The following is a 16,989-nucleotide window of genomic DNA, read 5'->3' as shown; positions in this document are numbered from 1 at the left end:
GAGTGAGGCGTGTGTAGCCCTGACAATGGGGCCGCGAGAGCGCGCAGACCGCAAAGCATCGTGTTGTAATGCGGGTGCCCACATACAACTCATCGCCGCGGACAGACAATACATTGCGGGTGCACAGAATGCCCCGATCGGTATCGAGTTCACAACGGCGGGTGCAGACCCCGCGTTCCGGGCTGCCGTGGAGCAGGCAGTCGCCGCTGCTCGCCTAAGACATCCCGGCGTTACATTCGTAAAGTGGGCACAATGAGCTATGTGTTCGATGTTGGTGACGTCACGGTATGGAGTCCTTCTCTCCGAGTGGGCAACCTATACGTTCGGATCGTGTCCGGCATTTCGGAAGTATTGGAGATACCGACCGGACTGCACCCCCTGGCATCCGATTTTTACGATATCGATATCGATGTCTTCGAGCACTTCGTTCGGGCAATGTTCGACCTCTACGTGTCTGCCAGTCATGACATCCTGAAAAGCATGATCGAAGGTGTCATGCTACCTTCGCTTGTTATGCTCGATCGCGCAGGACGGGGCATCATTCCGACAACGACCGCGGAAGCAGCGATCCTATCGAAGGCGAGCGAGCTATCGATGGCTCGGTAACAAAGCAGGCTTGTCACTGCGATACCGACATCGAAGTAAGAGAGCGGATGTTTCACGAATTTGATTCAGTCAGATTGAAACGTGAGCTGTCCGCCGATACCCATCATTCCTGGCCAGGCATCCCGACACAACACCTTCCGCGAGGAGCTAGGGGGACAGTTGTGATGGTATACCATGATGGCGATACGACCGCCTATGAGGTCGAGTTTGTCTCCGAAGATGGCGCCACGGAGGCACTTCTTACACTCACACAAGACGATCTGGAGACCGACTGAGGTCCATCACCCAGAGCAGGTAACTAATGATCACTCTGAAGGACCCCGTCGTCGAGGAGATTCTCTATCAAGGGTTATCGGATTTCGTAGCTCTGACGACGATTCGAGCACTGGTCATCGACGAAGCCGATAGCTGGTGGAATGGCCGGGGGCGGCCTGATGCGGCAGATATACAAGCTAGAACGTTGGCTGTTTGTGAATTCATACTTGTCAACGAACTCATGCATGCCGGGAGGTTGTCCAACAGCACCGATGACCCGAACGACTTCCTCGAATGGGTCGGCGACCCGGCCGGTGTGCTTGAAAGAATTAATGCCGAGTGGGACTATCTGACATCGTTGGACCACTTTGAACCGTGCTGGTTCGCAAGTACTCCGAGAGGTGTGGCGGCCGGAAGGCAGGTCGAAGGTTGATCGGACCGACCCCGTCCAGCAACACTCGAGCGGATGCCCGGGAGTCACGGCGGCCCGAACTCTGGCCACGGACGTCACCGTTCAGGCGCGGCATCCGGTTCGGTGCGGGTGAGCGCGAGACCGCGCACCACCGCGGCGTACAGCAGCACCACCAGGATCGGGGCGGCCAGGGGGACCCAGGCGAGGTGGGCGGGGACCAGGGCGGCCAGGACCGCGGCGCCCGCGAAGGTGACCGCGCCCGCCACCGAGGGCACCGTGGTCGGGACCACCCCGTGCGGTGCGGAAACCGTCGCGGTGTTCAGCAGATAGGTGGTCGCCACCAGTCCGGTCGCCGCGGCCTCCACCGCGCCGGTGTCGGACCAGGCCAGCGTCGCGAGCGCGAGCAGGACCGCGCCCACCGCGCCGAGCCGGTAGCGCCAGCCCGCGACGACCAGCGCGAGCGCGGGTATAGCGGCCCAGGGCAGCATGATTCCCACCGCGAGGGTCAGCAGCAGGCCGGAGAGGACCGCCAGGAATCTCGTCATCGCCGCACCCGCATCACCCGGCGACGATCCGGAAGCACCCGCATCACCTGATCCAGCCGGGCGCCCTCGGTCCAGGCCACGATGTCGACGCCGACGGTGCCCATGTCGCGGTACATCGACATCCGCTCGAGCTGCCACATGCGCGCCAGCGTGGGATTCAGGTGCTCGTGAAACGGCGTGCCCCGCAACACATCCACGACCACCACCACATGCCCGCGCTTGCGCAGATCGATCAGCGCCAGGGCGAACTGGGTGTCCAGCAGCGTCGAGAACGCCACCACGATCGCCCCGATCGGCACCGCGGTGTGCGGAGCCAGCGAACCGGAGGTGCTCAGGTGCTCGTCGCCGACGTCCAGCACCGTGTCCACGATGCGGTAGAACTGCCGGCGCCCGATATCTGCGCGCAGCCAACGGGGCGCCTGCCCCAGGCAGACCACCGCGGTGCGATCCCCGGCCTGTAGCGCGGACTGGGCCACCTGCGCCGCACCGCGCACCGAGAGCTCCATGGACTCCGAGGCGGGACCCGGTGCTTGCAGCGAATTATCCACCAGCACAACGACATCCGCCGCGCGATTGGTGAGCCGCTCGGTCACGAAGAGGCGTCCCCGACGTGCGCTCACCGGCCAGTTCACCGTCCGCAGCTGATCCCCGGGGGTGTAGGCGCGGATATCGGCGTACTCGACGCCCGGGCCGTGCCGCGAGGTCAGATGGGTGCCGATCCGCTCGGGATATTCGGTGCGCGGCAATCGCATAGGCTGCGGGTCGGCGATCGGATACACGTACACCTCGCCGGCGGGCAGGCTCAGCGCCGCGACGGCCAGTCCGGCCGGACTCAGCGCCGTCACCCGCATCGTCACCGGATAGCGACCCCACCGTGCCGCCGACAGCGCCAGGCGCACCCCGGCCGGGGCGGCGCCCGAATCCGCCGCATCCTCGAGGCGCATCTCGAGACCGGGCGACGGTTCGGGCCTGCAGCGCAGCAGCGCGTGCCCTTCCTCGACGAAGGCGGCCGCGCTCAGCACCACCTCCTCGGATTCGAAGCAGCGCAGCTCACCCGCGCCGTCCACCTGAATCCTGGTGCGCGCCAACTGAAGCGGCGCGGTGACAAGCACGCCCAGCATCGGCGCGGCGAAGACCACCAGCTGCCAGCGGCCCATGATCACCGCCGCCGCCAGCGCGACGGCCACACAGACGGCCAGCATGTACACCAATGCCGCTGGCCGCCACTGTAATTCGGCCTCGACGGCGGACTTCGCATCCCGATGCCTCATCGCCCGGGGTTCCCGTCTGCCGCCATCGCAGCGGGTTCTTCTGTCGTCACCTCAGCGAGTTTCCCGGCCGCCATCCCGGCCGGTTCGGCCGCCGACATCCCCGCGCGCATGCGACCGGGATCTCGCGTCGGAGCCCGCCCGGGCGCATGCCGGACCGACGGGTGCGAGGCCTCGCTCACGTTGCCGACCCGCGCGGAACCGGCAGGCGGCGCAGGAGTTCGGCGATCACGTCCTCACCGCGGATGCGGCGCACCCACATCTCCGGGCGCAGCGTGATGCGGTGCGCGATGGCCGCGACGGCCAGGGCCTTCACGTCCTCGGGGACGACGTAGTCGCGGCCCAACAGCAGGGCGCGGGCGCGGGCCATCTGCACCAGATCCAGCTCCGCGCGCGGGCTCGCGCCCACCTCGACCTGCGGATGCCCGCGGGTCGCGGCGGCCAGGGCGACCACGTACGTCACGACATCCGGGTGCACGGTGACGAATTCGACCGCGTTGCGCATCTCCATCAGGCCCGCCGCGTCCACCACCTGGCCGACCTGCGGGGGCACCGCGCCGCGCTCGAGGCGGCGGCGAATCATCTGGGTCTCGTCCTGCTCGGACAGGTAGCCCAGGCGCAGCTGCAGGGCGAAACGGTCCAGCTGCGCCTCGGGCAGCGGATAGGTACCCTCGTACTCGATCGGATTGTCCGTGGCCAGCACGATGAAAGGCTGTGGCAGCGGGAAGGTTTCGCCGTCGATGCTGACCTGGCCCTCGGCCATCGCCTCGAGCAGCGCCGCCTGCGTCTTGGGCGGGGTCCGGTTGATCTCGTCGGCCAGCAGCATATTGGCGAAGACCGGCCCCTTGCGGAAATTGAAACGGCCGGAATTCATGTCGTAGATGGTGGAGCCGATCAGGTCCGCGGGCAGCAGATCCGGCGTGAACTGCACCCGCGTGAAATTCAAACCCAATGCGGTGGCGAAGGATCGGGCGATGAGGGTCTTGCCCAAGCCGGGCAGATCCTCGATCAGGACGTGACCGCCCGAGAGCACGGCGATCATGATCAGCTGCAGCTCGTCGCGCTTGCCGACCACGACCCGCGATACCTCCCGCAACACCGCCTCGGTGCGCTTGACGGTCGCGTCCAATGGTTTCGTCATAACTGCACGTGTTTCCAACTCTGTCACATTTCCTGAAGCCGGCGCAGGATCTCGTCCAGCGCGGCACGTCCCGGTGCGCGTGATTCATCGTCCCGCAGTGCGGAATTAGCCGGATCGACCCAACGCCACAATTCCGGGCCGAATTGCAACTGTCCCGCGGTCTCGGTGGCGCGCCGGTTCTTCGCGATCCGATGACCGCTGGACAGCTCGAATTCCTTGGCCAGCAACGGCCGCAGATGCCGGTCCCAGTCCGCCCGGGTGCCGTCGGCGCGATCGGCCAGCATTTCCGCGCGGGCCAGCCAGCGCTGCAGCATGTCCGCCGGGCCGTTCGCAATGTCGTCATCGGCCGGATCCACCCTTTCGGGGCGGTGGGTGCGTGCGGCCAGCGACCACACCAGCAGTGCCAGCGCCGCAACCACCGGGACGCCCGCCAGCACCGGCAGCAGCGAGCGCCGGGCGTCGATGCCGATGGTCTCGACCAACAGGATCACCGCGATCGCGAGGCCCACGATCGCCGTGCGGGCCGGGCCGGCCAATTCGTTCATGCCTGTTCTCCCTGCAGATCCCGCAGCACGATCCGCAACAGCTGCTCGGCGCGCATGCGCTGCCACTCCAGCATCGAGTGTGGGCTGAACCGCGCCTCCTCGAACAGGGTGACCAGCTCGCGGGCCGAGGCGTCGTGCAGGGCCCCACGGTCGAACGCGCGCGCCAGCACCTCCGAGGGGGTGTCGGAGATCAGGGGTGCAACCTCGCGCGCTACGGCGAGGCCACTCTCCATAGCGACATAGCAGGCGATGATGGCGGTGCGCGCGTCCCGCCCCGAGGCCATCATGGCGGCCAGGCCCATCTCGGCGACCTGGGCCAGCGAGACCGCCGGGTCGGCGGTCACGGAAGGGGTATCCCCCCCGGGCGCGGCGCCCCGCCGACGGGTGCCGACCGTGACGACGGCCAGTCCCACGACCGCGACCATGAACAACCCGCCCGCCGCCACCCCGGCGACGAACAGCGCGGCCCCGGTCAGGTGCGGTTCCACGGACGGCGCCGGCGTGGGCTGCGGCGTCCTGGACGCGGGCGCGGCGGTGCTCGGCTGCGCCGCGGCATGCTGCGACGGGGGCGCCGCGTGCCCGCCCGTGAGCAGGTACACCACCAGGATCAGCGCAACGACCAGCGCGATTCCCGCCAGCGCGAGCACCACGTACAGGCCCAGCCGACTGAGGCGAATGGGCTGGCGGTCCCGGGCGCGCTCACGCCCGGAATCGGGCAGGGCCAGCGGCAGCCGATGCTGGCTGGTGATCACTCCCGCCAGCAGGATCACGATCGATACCAGGCAAAGCACCGGCATCAGCGCGACGGTGACCAGCGAGGGCGGCGAGACGCCGAGCGGCCGACCGCCGCCGGGGATGTATCCCCGCAATGCGACGACGGCGAACACCAGCAGCGCGATCGACGCGATCGCCCGTGGTATCGCCGAACCCACCCCGATCATGGGCCTCTCTCCGGAACCTCGCACTGCTCGAAACAGCCATATGGTTGCATGCCGGACGGTACGTGAGGACCGGAATCGAAACACGTATCAACTTTTGCCCCCGTATCTGCCCCCATCCCCAATTACGGCGCGATCCGCTTGTGATGAGTGATAGACCGCGCGGATATCCGACGCGGGGACGCCGGAGTCCCGAACGCGGTGAGCGCAGCGTGCGGAAGAAGCGAAAGGCCCGGCGGGACGATCAGCCGACTGCCCGTTATAACCGCCCGCCACCTGCGGTGATGCTGCACACACTCAGACGTCGTTACCTACTACACACTGTAGTGTGGGGGCCATGTGGATCATCCCCGTCGTCTGTGTTGTCTGTGCCGTTGCCATTGGTGTCATCTTCCCCCTGGGCTTCCCGAAGGACTGAATCCACATCCGGGTCGTGACGCCGACCCGGAAAATCATCGGTAATCACGACTCAGCACACGCTGCCCGTCACTTCACGCAGTTCGGCGAGGCGGCTCGTGGTGCGAGCGAGATCGGGGACGTCGGAGACCCCGCGGGCCAGTGCCGACAGCGGGGCGGCGGCGCGGATCGTGAGTGGCAGGTCGGCGTCGTAGAGGACATCCACGAGGTTGACGAAGCGGGTCGCCCAATCCATCGGGACCCGGTGCAGCTCCGGGACATTGCCGACCGTCCAGCGGCGGTAGGCGCCGGTCAACTCGAGGTAGTCCGCCGCCGACAGCGGGGTTCCGCACAGTTCGGCGAAATCCGCGGCAAGGCAGTCCGGTTCACCGATATCGGCGGCCACACTGCGGTGCGCGATGGGAATTCGTGACGCCGCCGGAATTTCGATCGCGGGGCCGATGATGTACTGCCCCTGGGCGAATCGGCCCGTACGAGCGCCGAGGGCGCGATAGTCCCGCGGGCCATCCACCGCGACCACGTCCAGCCGGCGGCGAATCTTCTCGATGACCGGCTCGAAGCGCTTGTGCATCAGCGGATTCGGGAGCAGACCCTCCGGCGGATAGTTCGAGGTCAGCACGAGGGTGATGCTGCGCGCGAAGGCGGCCTCCAGCAGCCGGCCGATGAGCATGGCGTCGCCGATGTCGTGGACGTGAAACTCGTCGAAGCAGATCAGCTCGGCATCGCCCAGCATCGCCGCGATCGCGTCGTCGATCGAGCGGTATTCGCCCACCGCGGAATGCAATCCGGCGAAGAAGCCGTGAAAGTGATAGCGGCGCTTGCGATGCCCGGCGACGTCCGCGAAGAAGGCGTCCATCAGCATCGTCTTGCCCCGGCCCGGCCTGCCGTACAGATACAGCCCGCGCGGCCGATGCCACCGGGCTCCCACCCGCTCCCCCACCGCCCGCAATCGCGCCCGCGCGGCCATCTGATCCGCGTCGAGAATCGGTGATTCGTTCATCTCACACCTCCTCCTCTACACATGTAGAGGTCCATCTACACTTGTAGAGGATTGCCGTGCTGACCGCGAGAAAAGGTGACCATGTCCACAGCCGATCGACGCACCCTGATCGTGGACGGCGCGACCGACCTGATCGCCACCCGCGGCCTGCGGGCCCTGACCCACCGCGCCCTCGATACCGCACTGGAGCTGCCCGCGGGATCAACGTCGTACTACTTCCGCACCAAACGGGCCCTCGTCGAGGCAATCGTGGACCGCATCACCACCCGTTCGCGCACCGACTTCCTGGCCGCCGACCTCCCCGCCGCCGAACCCGGTGAGATCGCGCACGCCATCGCCGTCTGGCTGGATCGTCTACTGGCGCAGCGCCGCAACCAGCTGATCGCCCGGCACGCGCTGATCATCGACCTGCTCGGCGACGCGGATATGCACGTCCGCCTGACGGCGTCGTTGTTCTCGCACGATCATGCGACCCGTCTGTTCGCGGGGCTCGGCTCGGTCGAACCCGCGACCGCCGCAGCCGATTTCATCGCGGTGCTCGAGGGGCTGGTTTTCGATCGCTTCGCGGGTATGCGAAGCACGATCACGACCGGGGATTCCGCGCGCATCGCCGAGCTGACAAGAGTGATCGAGGCTCAGCTTGCCTGTGCGTAACGAGCCGGCCGCCGAACGCGGCGCACTGCCCGGCGCTGTGAAATGCGGGTGGCAGGGGATGCCGCGTACCTGTAACGTGTCGGCCATTGTACGGGGACCCTCGGGGGACTTTGCCGAATCATCAGCGTGTGAACGCTATTGAGGCGTGCACGAGCATGCGACGCATGTTTCACCGATTCCCTTGGTGGACATAGAGATCACAGGAAATAGCGAATGCAGCCGCAGTTCCCGCAGGGCCAGCCCAACAATCCCCAGGGGCAGCCCGGGTATCCGCAGCAGGGCCAGCCCGGCTATCCCCAATCCCCCGAATATCCTCAGGGACAACCCGGTTACGCCGCCGCGAACCAGCCCGCGCCGGGACAGGCGGGGTATCCGCCTCAGGGGCAGCAGCCCGGCTATCCGCCCCAGGGACAACAGCCCGGCTATCCGGCGCAGGGACAGGGGCAGGCCGGATACCCGCCGCAGCAGCCAGGCTATCCGCAAGGCCCGCAGGCGAATCCGGGCGTGGCGCCGAACGCATGGCCGAACGCACCCATCGGCGGGCAGATGATCGGCTCCTCCGGGCCCGGACCGGGACTCGGCAGCATCGGGGGCCGGGTCGCCCGCGGCGCGGGTTTCGGGATGATGCGGCTGATCATCTCGCTGATCGTGCTGGTGGTGCTGGCCGTGGGCGGCTGGGGCTTCCACCAGCTGACCAAGTCCGACGCGGAGAAGGTCCAGGTGGGCCAGTGCGTCAATCTGTCGGGCACCTCGACCGATCCGAAGTTCAAGATCACCTCGTGCGACGGCATGGAGGCGAACTACAAGGTCGTCGACAATCAGAACGGCAGCACCTGCGCGGATGAGGCCGACGCGAGCGCCTGGCAAACCGGCAAGTACAGCTACCACCTGTGCCTGCAGCTGAATGCGAAGCAGGGCGACTGCATCCACAACGGCCCGGACTACCACACCAAGGTGGACTGCAGCTCGTCCGATGCCGACACGAAGATCGCCCAGGTGCTCAACAGCACGGACGAAAACGGCTGCCCCGACAGCGCGACGAAGTACCTCAAGTACACCAAGCCCGCCGCGATCGTGTACTGCCTGGGACCCACGCACTGATACCGCAACGCCCCCGCAAGCATGGCGCGGCTCGCGGGGGCGTTGGGGTTCGGACCTGGAACCGGAATCAGTTCGTGCTGAGCACCAGGCCCGAGGTCGGCACGCCGGTGCCGGCGGTGACGACGATATTCCGCAGGTCGGCAACGGGATTCACCGAGGTGCCACGGATCTGGCGCACGCCCTCGGCGATGCCGTTCATGCCGTGAATGTAGGCCTCGCCGAGCTGACCGCCGTGGGTGTTCAGCGGCAGCCGCCCACCCATCTCGATGGCCCCGTCGGCGATGAAATCCCGGGCCTCACCGCGCCCGCAGAAGCCGAGTTCCTCGAGCTGCATCAGGACGAACGGGGTGAAGTGGTCGTACAGGATCGCTGCCTGCATGTCGTCGGGGCGCAAACCGCTTTGCGCCCACAGCTGTTCGCCGACCAGTCCCATCTCCGGCAGACCGCTCATCGCGTCCCGGTAGTAGCTGGTCATGACGTACTGATCGGCGCCGGAACCCTGTGCGGCCGCGACGATCACGGCCGGCTTCTGTGGAAGATCCCGTGCCCGTTCGACACTTGTGACCACGATCGCCACGCCGCCGTCGGTCTCCTGGCAGCAGTCCAGCAGATGCAGCGGTTCGGCGATCCAGCGCGAATTCTGGTGCTCCTCCAGCGTGATCGGCTTGCCGTAGAAGTGCGCCGCCGGATTCACCGCGGCATGCTTGCGATCGGCCACCGCGACCCGGCCGAAATCCGCACTGGTGGCGCCGTAGACGTGCATGTAGCGCCGGGCCACCATCGCCACCTGCGCGGCCGGGGTGCCCAGGCCCTGCGGATACGACCAGGCCGCGTCCACGCCCGAGGAGGTGGGGGCGGCGGCGAGCTGGGTGGAGAACTGCCCGAACCGATGCCCGGAGCGCTCGTTGAACGCCCGGTACGCCACGACGACGTCCGCGACGCCCGTGGCCACGGCCATCGCCGCCTGCTGCACGGTCGCGCACGCCGCGCCGCCGCCGTATCCGATGTGGCTGAAGAACTTCAGCTGCGGGATGCCCACGGCGCGGGCCACCGCGGCCTGGGTGTTGGTATCCATCGTGAACGTTGTCAGGCCGTCCACGTCGGCCGGCTTCAACCCGGCGTCGTTCAGCGCCGCGGTGACCGCCTCGGCGGCCAGGCGCAGCTCGCTGCGCCCGGAATCCTTGGAGAAATCGGTCGCGCCGATGCCGACGATGGCGGACTTGCCGCTCAGCTCGCTCATGCCCGCTCCCGCAATTCGATAACGGCCTTGGCCGTGATGTGGTCGCCCAGACTGTCCCGCCCGATCACATCGATGTCCACGCGCGTGCCCTCGACGGCGGTCACGGTGCCGGACAGGGTCAGCGTGTCACCCGCGTACAGCGGCACACCCAGCCGCAGCGCAAGGGATTTCACGATCGCCCCGGGCCCGGCCCAGTCGGTGACGAGCCGCTGAACCAGCCCGGTATCGGTGAGGATGTTGACGAAGATGTCCTTCGAACCCCGCTGCACGGCCTTGTCGCGGTCGTGGTGCACGTCCTGAAAGTCCCTGGTGGCCAGCGCACTGCTGACCACGAAGGTTGGATCGGCGTGAATGGTCAGCTCCGGCAGCGTCGTTCCGACCTGCACGGAGGACACCGAAAGCGTCGTTGTCATCGAACCGCCTTCCAATACGGCACAGTGCTGTCATCGTCGAGCTTTTCGAAGGCCACCTCGACCGGCATGTCCACGCGCACCTGATCGGGCTCGACCCCGCGCAGCTCGCCGAGCACGCGCACGCCCTCCTCGAGCTCCACCAGCGCCACGACGAACGGCAGCGTGCGCCCGGGCACCTTCGGCGCGTGGTGCACCACGTAGCTGAAGACGGTGCCGCGGCCGGAGGCGACCACGTAGTCCGTGTCCTTCGCCTTGTCCTGCCACAGCGCCGGGATCGGCGGATGCCGCAGCGTACCGTCGGGCAGCCGCTGGATCCGCAGCTCGCCGAGTTTGGTGCCCTCCCAGAAGAATTCGGTGTCCTTGGAGACGATCGGCCGCACCCGCTTGCTCAGGTCGTCCTGCGGCGCAGCGGGCTTGCCGGTCCCGGGCGCGAATTTCAGCATCCGGAACGACATCTCGGTGACCGGCTCGTCACCGACATACCAGGTCAGTAGGTAGGTCGCGAACCATCCCTCGCCGAGGGCGGTGCGCTTGGGTCCGGTGAGGTCCTTCAGACGCGTACGCGCATAGGGCTTCTCGCCCAGTCGCAGGTACCGGTGATAGGTCTGCTCACAGTTGGTCGCCACCACCGAGGTGTAACCGGCGGCGTCGAGCAGGTCGTTGACCTCGTTCATCGGATCGTCCGACGGCCGGGCCCCGTGCAGCCCGGGCATCGTCCACACCTGCGCCATCGCGGGCGGCGCGACGATACCGGGATGCCCGGCGGCCCTGGCGGCATCCTCGTCGACATAGATCGGGTTGGCATCGCCGATGGCCTCGACCCAGTTGTTGATCATCGGCTGGTTCACCGGATCCCGGCCGTGGCGGGGGGCGCACTCTCCCTTCGCCAAGATCCGTTCTCCGGCAGCGACGATCTCGTCCGCCGATATGGTTTCCGGCACTGCTCGACTCCTATCTCGGTACGCGCGGCAGCGACAGCCCTGCGGTGGCGATGAGCTCGCGCATGATCTCGTTGACCCCACCGCCGAAGGTCACCACCAGGTTCTGCTTGGTGCGCCGGTCCAGCCAGGTCAACAGCTCCGCGGTCGCGGGATCGGCCGGGTCGCCGTAGCGGCCGACGATCTCCTCCACCAGCCGCCCGGCCTCCTGCAGCGATTCGGTCGAAAAGACCTTGGTCGCGGAGGCATCGGCGATGACACCGTTGGGATCGGCGTCCGCCTGATCGTGGTTGGCGGCCACCTGCCAGTTCAGCAGCTCGTTGAGCCGGACCATCGCGTGCAACCGGCCCAGCGACCGGCGCACGTCGGCCTCGCCGAGAACCCCCTGCCGCAGCGCGAATTCACGCGCCCGGTCGTAGAGCTGCTCGATCTTGCCCGAGGGCCCCAGGCTCACGCGTTCGTGATTGAGCTGGGTGGTGATCAGCTTCCAGCCGCGGTTCTCCTCGCCCACAAGCATGTTCGCGGGCACCCGCACGCTGTCGAAATACGTGGCGTTGGTGTGGTGCGCGCCGTCGCAGGTGATGATCGGTGTCCACGAGTAGCCCGGATCCTTGGTATCGACGATCAGGATCGTGATGCCGCGGTGCCGCGACTCGGTCGTGCCCGTGCGGCAGGCCAGCCAGACATAGTCGGCCTCGTGCGCGCCCGTGGTGAAGATCTTCTGCCCGTTGACGATCCAGTCCCCACCGGCGTCGCGCACCGCGCTGGTGCGCAGCGCCGCCAGGTCGGTCCCGGCCTCCGGTTCGGAATAGCCGATCGCGAAGTGCACGTCGCCGGACAGGATCGGGGGCAGGAACTTCTGCTTCTGCTCCTCGGTGCCGAACTGCTGCAGCGTCGGGCCGACGGTCATCAGCGTCACCAACGGCAGCGGCACGTCCGCGCGCACCGCCTCGTTGTAGAAGATCTGCTGCTCGACCGGACCGAATCCCTGCCCGCCGTACTCCTTCGGCCAGCCCACGCCGAGCCAGCCGTCGTGGCCCATGCGGCGCACCACCGCACGGTAGGCATCGCCGTGGCGATTGATCGCCATCTCGGCCTCCTCCTCGGGAGTGACGAGATCGGCGAAATACGAACGCAATTCGGCGCGCAGCACGCGCTGTTCAGGCGTCAGATCGATGAACATCGGGCTCCCAAACGGTCCAGCCGGAACGACGCGCCGCCGAGCCAGCGGGCGAGGTCCTTGGCCTGTGAGTAGTAGCGATGCAGCGGGTGGGTCACGTCGACCCCGATGCCGCCGTGCAGGTGATGACATCTCTGCATGGCCGCGGGCAGATCCGAGGCGACGGCGTAGGCCAGCACCTCCAAATCGTCATCGATCCGTTCCCGATGCGCGGGGCTGTCGTCGTCCTGCGCCAGGGCCCAGTTGGCCGACAGCGCCGCGGCGTGCAGCGTGCGCGACACCACGTACACATCGGCGATTTCCTGTGCGACGGCCTGGAATTCGGCCAGCGGCCGCCCGAACTGATGCCGGGTGCGCACATGTTCCGCGGTCAGCGTCAGTACGCCCTTCAGCAGCCCGTCCGCGACCGAGCCGATCGAGGCCAGCGCCAGCCGGTGCAGCTCGGCGATCCCGCCGGGCAGCAGCTGCTCCGCGGGGATCGCGACCTGATCGAAATGCACGGAGAATTCCGGCGTTCCGTCCGAGGAGGGGCTCGCCGTACGGGTGATCCCCCGGGCATCGCCGTCCACGACCGCGATGCCGGAATCGGTCGGCACCAGCATCCACTGGGCCTGCTCGGCATACGGCACGGCGATCTTGCGGCCGGTAACGCGCACCGCATCGCCGTCCCGCACCGCGACGGTCTGCGGTTCGGCCGTGAACGGCGAGCCCGGCTCGTGCAGCGCCGCGGTGAGCACCGCGCCCTTGGCGACGGCGGCGAATATCTTTTCCGCCAGCGCGTCGGGAGTCCGGTCGATCAGCGGCAGCGCCCCGAATCCGAGGGTGGCCAGCGCCGGTGTCCGCACCGCATCCGTGGCCAGTTCGGTCAGCATCGCCGACACCTCGAGCAGGCCCATTCCGTCGCCGCCGAAACGCTCCGGCAGCGCCACCGCCAGCAGACCGCTCTCGATCAGGGTCGGCCATAGTTCGATATCGCGCGCGCTATTGCGTTCTAGCAAACTTACGACAACCTCGGCGACAGCGTCCTGACTCTCGTCCCTGTTGAAGTCCAATTCATAGCTCCCGATTGAGGTGTGGACCTAGGCCTGCGTTTCGCGCGGGAGCCCGAGAATCCGTTCGCCGGCCACGGTCAAGAGGATCTGCTCGGTGCCGCCCGCAATCGACAAACAGCGTGTTAACAGGAATTCTTTCACCACTTCCGTTTCCCGCGCGCCCGCGACACCGGCCAGTTCCACGGCGAATTCCGCCACCGCCTGGCGGTGCCGCACGCCGACCAGTTTCCTGACGCTGCTTTGCGGCCCGGGGTCGATGCCGACCAACATGCGCTGCGCGGCCCGGGTTTCCAGCAATAGTCCCGCAACCGCATCCGATACCAGCGCGCCGATGCGGTCGGCAATCAGTTCCGCGCCGGTCCCGGAATCCGGCGCGGCCGCAATGAGCGACTCGAGCTCGCTACCGATTCCGCTGCCGCCCATGGCGACCCGCTCGTTGGACAACGTGGAGCGCGCGATTTTCCACCCCGCGCCCAGTTCGCCGACGAGACATTCATCCGGGACGAATACCTCGTCCAGGAATACCTCGGAAAACTTCGCCTCGCCGGTGATCTGGACCAGCGGCCGAATCTCGATTCCGGGGCTGCTCATATCCACGAGGAAATAGCTGATGCCCTTGTGCTTGGGCACATTCGCATCGGTGCGGGCCAGGCAGATCCCCCAGTTGGCGACGTTCGCCAGTGAGGTCCACACCTTCTGCCCCTGCAGCCGCCAGCCGCCCTCGACGCGAGTTGCGGTGGTGCGCAACGCCGCCAGATCCGATCCGGCCCCCGGCTCACTGAACAGCTGGCACCAGATCACCTCGCCGCGCAGCGTCGGGCGCACGAAGCGCTCGACCTGCTCGCGGCTGCCGTGCTGCAGCAGGGTCGGCACCGCCCAGTTGCCGATCTGGATGTCGGGCACCGTGATTCCGGCGCCCCGCACCTGCTCGTCGATGAGCGTGCGCAGGATCGGGCCCGCGCCCCGGCCGTACGGCCGGGGCCAGTGCGGGGCGAGAAGTCCGGTGTCCACCAGCGCATCTCGCTGCTGCTCGAGCGGGAGTGCGCCGATCCGGGCGAGATCCGCGGCGAGCTCGGTCGCGTCGGCGGCGTCGAGGCCGACCGCCTCCCATGCCTGCGCGTCGCTCCCGGCGCCCGCGCCGAAGCCCAGATCCAGGCCCACCGTGCGGCGCTGCCCGGCGCGCACCAGCTCGGTCACCCGCGCCCGCCAGGGGGCCGAGCCGCCCATCAGCTGCCGCAGCGCGACCGCCCGGCGCAGGTAGAAGTGCGCGTCATGCTCCCAGGTGAAGCCGATGCCGCCGAGCACCTGAATGCAGTCCTTGGCGGTCTCGACGACCGCGTCCAGCGCGATCGTCATCGCGATGGCGGCGGCCAGGGGCAGCTCGTCGCTGCCGGCGTCCACGGCTCCGGCGGCGTCGGCCGCGACCGCGCGAATGAGCTCCGCGCGGCACAGCATCCACGCGCAGAGGTGCTTCACCGCCTGGAATTCGCCGATCCTGCGTCCGAACTGCTCACGGACCTTGGCGTACTCGGTGGCGGTCTCCAGGCACCAGCCGGCGATCCCGGCGGCCTCGGCGGCGACCAGCACCGCGGCCAGATCCCGTACCGCGCAGGCCGGTTCGAAGACGTGCTCCGCCGGTACCCGCACGCCGGTGCATTCCACGCGCGCCAGCGGCGTGCTGCGGTCCAGCGGCTCGAGGGTGTCCATGCGCAGGCCTGCGGCCTCGGGGGCGACCAGGCACCACGCGTCGCGATCGTCCCGTCGCACCGGCAGCAGCACGGCGGTTCCCGCGGCGGCGCCGATGACGGTCTCCCAGGCTCCGGTGAGTTCGAGATCGCCGGAACCGTTGCCGGGCACCACGACCGGCTCCTCGAGGGATACCCCGCAGGGGGTGTCCTCGGCCACGGCCGCGCCCGTGACGAGTCCGGCCAGCGCCGTCGTCAGCACCGGACCGCCCACCAGATCGTGTGCCGCCTGTTCGATCAGCACGGCCAGGTCGCTCACGGAACCGTCTGCGTCCTCGGCGCCTTCGGCGACGGCGACGCGGAAGACGCCGAGCCCTACCAGGCTCGGCCAGAACCCGCGCCAGAAATTGGCGGCCGCAGGCTCATTGGAACCGCCAGGGGCGCCCGCGTGCTCGCGCTGCGCTGCCGCCGCCGGCTCCGCCCCGGCAAGACCTGCGCGCATTGTTGCAATCGGGCCGACAGTCGCCGCCCATCCGCGCATCGACTCCTGGACGGCTTTATGCTCGTCACTGGTGGCGATGGTCACACTCCGTACCGCCTTCCCGGCGTGACTGCCACACCTAGAACATGTTCTAATATCTAGGTCGGGCGGAAGTCAAGCGCCGATCCCGGCTACCGCAACGCCAAACGCACCGGCCCGACGGAACACGGCTTGTGCAGGAAAGGACTTACACCGATGGCCAGCCCCTCCCGAGAGCAGGCAGCCGACGCGAGTGGGCAGAACGGCAACCGTTCGCGCACCACGCCGGTGTCCACGCTCAGTGAGGACGAACTCAGCTCGACCGCGCAGCGCGAGCGCCGCAAGCGGATCCTCGACGCCACCCTGGCCCTCGCCTCCAAGGGCGGGTACGACGCGGTGCAGATGCGCGCGGTGGCCGAGCGTGCCGACGTTGCGGTGGGCACGCTGTACCGGTACTTCCCGTCCAAGGTGCACCTGCTGGTGTCGGCGCTGGCCCGCGAGTTCGAGCAGTTCGAGAGCAAGCGCAAGCCGCTGGCCGGGCAGAACGCCCGCGAGCGCATGCATCTGATGCTGACCCAGGTCACCCGCGCCATGCAGCGCGACCCGCTGCTCACCGAGGCCATGACGCGCGCGTTCATGTTCGCCGACGCGTCGGCCGCGGCCGAGGTCGATCGCGTCGGCCGGGTGATGGACCGGTTCTTCGCCCGCGCACTGAGCGACGACGAGCCCACCGACCGCGAGCTGGCCATCTCCCGCGTGATCAGCGACGTGTGGCTGTCGAACCTGGTGGCCTGGCTGACCCGGCGCGCCTCGGCCACCGATGTCGCCGAACGCCTCGAGCTGACGGTCGACCTGCTGCTCGGCTCGGCAACCGACTTCCCGTCCTGACACCCGGCGCCGCGTTCCGCCGAGGCATGGCCAGAAATTTGCTAAAGTTCCCGTCCCGGACATTCCGGGCGGCAGACACGCGGCGAATCCGACGGCGACACACCGATTCCCCCCGGGTTGGCCGATACGCTCGGAGGGCAACCAGCTAACGTACAGCAGCACTTCGCACAATCGGGGATGCGCACGGCGAG

18 protein-coding genes are annotated in these 16,989 nt (G+C 67.8%); 6 read left to right on the top strand and 12 right to left on the bottom strand.

The genetic code is table 11. From position 1 onward, the window contains the following. The first annotated feature begins 252 nt into the window (after positions 1-252). Genes KO481_RS03990 through KO481_RS03980 form a run of 3 tightly spaced genes read left to right on the top strand, consistent with a single transcriptional unit; the run spans position 253 to position 1,294 of the window. On the top strand, positions 253-606 hold the full coding sequence (locus tag KO481_RS03990) for a DUF6086 family protein (protein WP_215915505.1): 354 nt from the start codon (positions 253-255) through the stop codon (positions 604-606). Between the two features lie 47 nt (positions 607-653). Continuing rightward, positions 654-881 carry a DUF4926 domain-containing protein gene (locus KO481_RS03985; RefSeq protein WP_215915504.1) on the top strand — a complete coding sequence of 76 codons (228 nt, stop codon included), beginning with the start codon at positions 654-656 and terminating at the stop codon, positions 879-881. A 26-nt stretch (positions 882-907) separates the two neighbouring features. Next, positions 908-1,294 (top strand): hypothetical protein, encoded by a 387-nt coding sequence (locus tag KO481_RS03980; protein ID WP_215915503.1) that lies wholly within the window; start codon positions 908-910, stop codon positions 1,292-1,294. A gap of 74 nt (positions 1,295-1,368) precedes the next feature. On the opposite strand, the gene KO481_RS03975 is transcribed toward KO481_RS03980, so the two are convergent. From KO481_RS03975 to zapE, 6 genes are all read right to left on the bottom strand, one after another. Next, the gene (locus KO481_RS03975; RefSeq protein WP_215915502.1) at positions 1,369-1,818 is read right to left on the bottom strand and encodes a hypothetical protein; all 450 of its coding nucleotides are present in this window, start codon (positions 1,816-1,818) and stop codon (positions 1,369-1,371) included. Further along, a complete protein-coding gene (locus tag KO481_RS03970; RefSeq protein ID WP_215915501.1) occupies positions 1,815-3,089 on the bottom strand; it encodes a DUF58 domain-containing protein in 1,275 nt (424 codons plus the stop codon). The genes KO481_RS03975 and KO481_RS03970 overlap by 4 nt, the downstream gene beginning before the upstream one ends. A gap of 175 nt (positions 3,090-3,264) precedes the next feature. After that, the gene (locus KO481_RS03965; protein WP_215915500.1) at positions 3,265-4,227 is read right to left on the bottom strand and encodes an AAA family ATPase; all 963 of its coding nucleotides are present in this window, start codon (positions 4,225-4,227) and stop codon (positions 3,265-3,267) included. 23 nt (positions 4,228-4,250) lie between these two features. Continuing rightward, positions 4,251-4,772: a hypothetical protein gene (locus KO481_RS03960; protein WP_215915499.1), complete on the bottom strand. Its 522-nt coding sequence runs from the start codon at positions 4,770-4,772 to the stop codon at positions 4,251-4,253. Beyond that, on the bottom strand, positions 4,769-5,713 hold the full coding sequence (locus tag KO481_RS03955) for a DUF4129 domain-containing protein (RefSeq protein WP_215915498.1): 945 nt from the start codon (positions 5,711-5,713) through the stop codon (positions 4,769-4,771). Before KO481_RS03955 ends, KO481_RS03960 begins: the two co-directional genes overlap by 4 nt. 466 nt (positions 5,714-6,179) lie before the next feature. After that, on the bottom strand, positions 6,180-7,127 hold the full coding sequence (gene zapE / locus KO481_RS03950) for a cell division protein ZapE (protein ID WP_215915497.1): 948 nt from the start codon (positions 7,125-7,127) through the stop codon (positions 6,180-6,182). An 81-nt stretch (positions 7,128-7,208) separates the two neighbouring features. On the opposite strand from zapE, the gene KO481_RS03945 reads away from it, so the two are divergent. Together KO481_RS03945 and KO481_RS03940 are read left to right on the top strand one after the other, a co-directional pair. Next, positions 7,209-7,781, top strand: coding sequence for a TetR/AcrR family transcriptional regulator (locus tag KO481_RS03945; RefSeq protein WP_215915496.1), 573 nt, complete (start codon positions 7,209-7,211; stop codon positions 7,779-7,781). A 213-nt stretch (positions 7,782-7,994) separates the two neighbouring features. Beyond that, positions 7,995-8,882 (top strand): LppU/SCO3897 family protein, encoded by an 888-nt coding sequence (locus tag KO481_RS03940; protein ID WP_215915495.1) that lies wholly within the window; start codon positions 7,995-7,997, stop codon positions 8,880-8,882. 67 nt (positions 8,883-8,949) lie between these two features. On the opposite strand, the gene KO481_RS03935 is transcribed toward KO481_RS03940, so the two are convergent. The 6 genes from KO481_RS03935 to KO481_RS03910 are packed head-to-tail and all read right to left on the bottom strand — an operon-like array spanning position 8,950 to position 15,976. Beyond that, positions 8,950-10,122 (bottom strand): lipid-transfer protein, encoded by a 1,173-nt coding sequence (locus tag KO481_RS03935; RefSeq protein WP_215915494.1) that lies wholly within the window; start codon positions 10,120-10,122, stop codon positions 8,950-8,952. Then, complete coding sequence (locus KO481_RS03930; protein ID WP_215915493.1) at positions 10,119-10,535, bottom strand: MaoC family dehydratase; 417 nt, start codon at positions 10,533-10,535, stop codon at positions 10,119-10,121. The genes KO481_RS03935 and KO481_RS03930 overlap by 4 nt, the downstream gene beginning before the upstream one ends. Then, the gene (locus KO481_RS03925) at positions 10,532-11,476 is read right to left on the bottom strand and encodes a bifunctional MaoC family dehydratase N-terminal/OB-fold nucleic acid binding domain-containing protein (protein WP_215915492.1); all 945 of its coding nucleotides are present in this window, start codon (positions 11,474-11,476) and stop codon (positions 10,532-10,534) included. Before KO481_RS03925 ends, KO481_RS03930 begins: the two co-directional genes overlap by 4 nt. A gap of 10 nt (positions 11,477-11,486) precedes the next feature. Next, the gene (locus tag KO481_RS03920) at positions 11,487-12,656 is read right to left on the bottom strand and encodes an acyl-CoA dehydrogenase family protein (RefSeq protein ID WP_215915491.1); all 1,170 of its coding nucleotides are present in this window, start codon (positions 12,654-12,656) and stop codon (positions 11,487-11,489) included. After that, complete coding sequence (locus KO481_RS03915; protein ID WP_215915490.1) at positions 12,641-13,705, bottom strand: acyl-CoA dehydrogenase family protein; 1,065 nt, start codon at positions 13,703-13,705, stop codon at positions 12,641-12,643. Before KO481_RS03915 ends, KO481_RS03920 begins: the two co-directional genes overlap by 16 nt. A 27-nt stretch (positions 13,706-13,732) precedes the next feature. Then, positions 13,733-15,976 carry an acyl-CoA dehydrogenase family protein gene (locus tag KO481_RS03910; protein WP_215915489.1) on the bottom strand — a complete coding sequence of 748 codons (2,244 nt, stop codon included), beginning with the start codon at positions 15,974-15,976 and terminating at the stop codon, positions 13,733-13,735. A 150-nt stretch (positions 15,977-16,126) separates the two neighbouring features. Here KO481_RS03910 and kstR point away from each other — a divergent pair, with 150 nt between their 5' ends. Then, the gene (gene kstR, locus KO481_RS03905; protein ID WP_215915488.1) at positions 16,127-16,798 is read left to right on the top strand and encodes a cholesterol catabolism transcriptional regulator KstR; all 672 of its coding nucleotides are present in this window, start codon (positions 16,127-16,129) and stop codon (positions 16,796-16,798) included. The last annotated feature ends 191 nt before the right edge of the window (positions 16,799-16,989 follow it).

The organism is Nocardia albiluteola (assembly GCF_018860155.1).
GTDB lineage: Bacteria > Actinomycetota > Actinomycetes > Mycobacteriales > Mycobacteriaceae > Nocardia > Nocardia albiluteola.
This window is presented reverse-complemented; position numbering and strand designations above follow the sequence as displayed.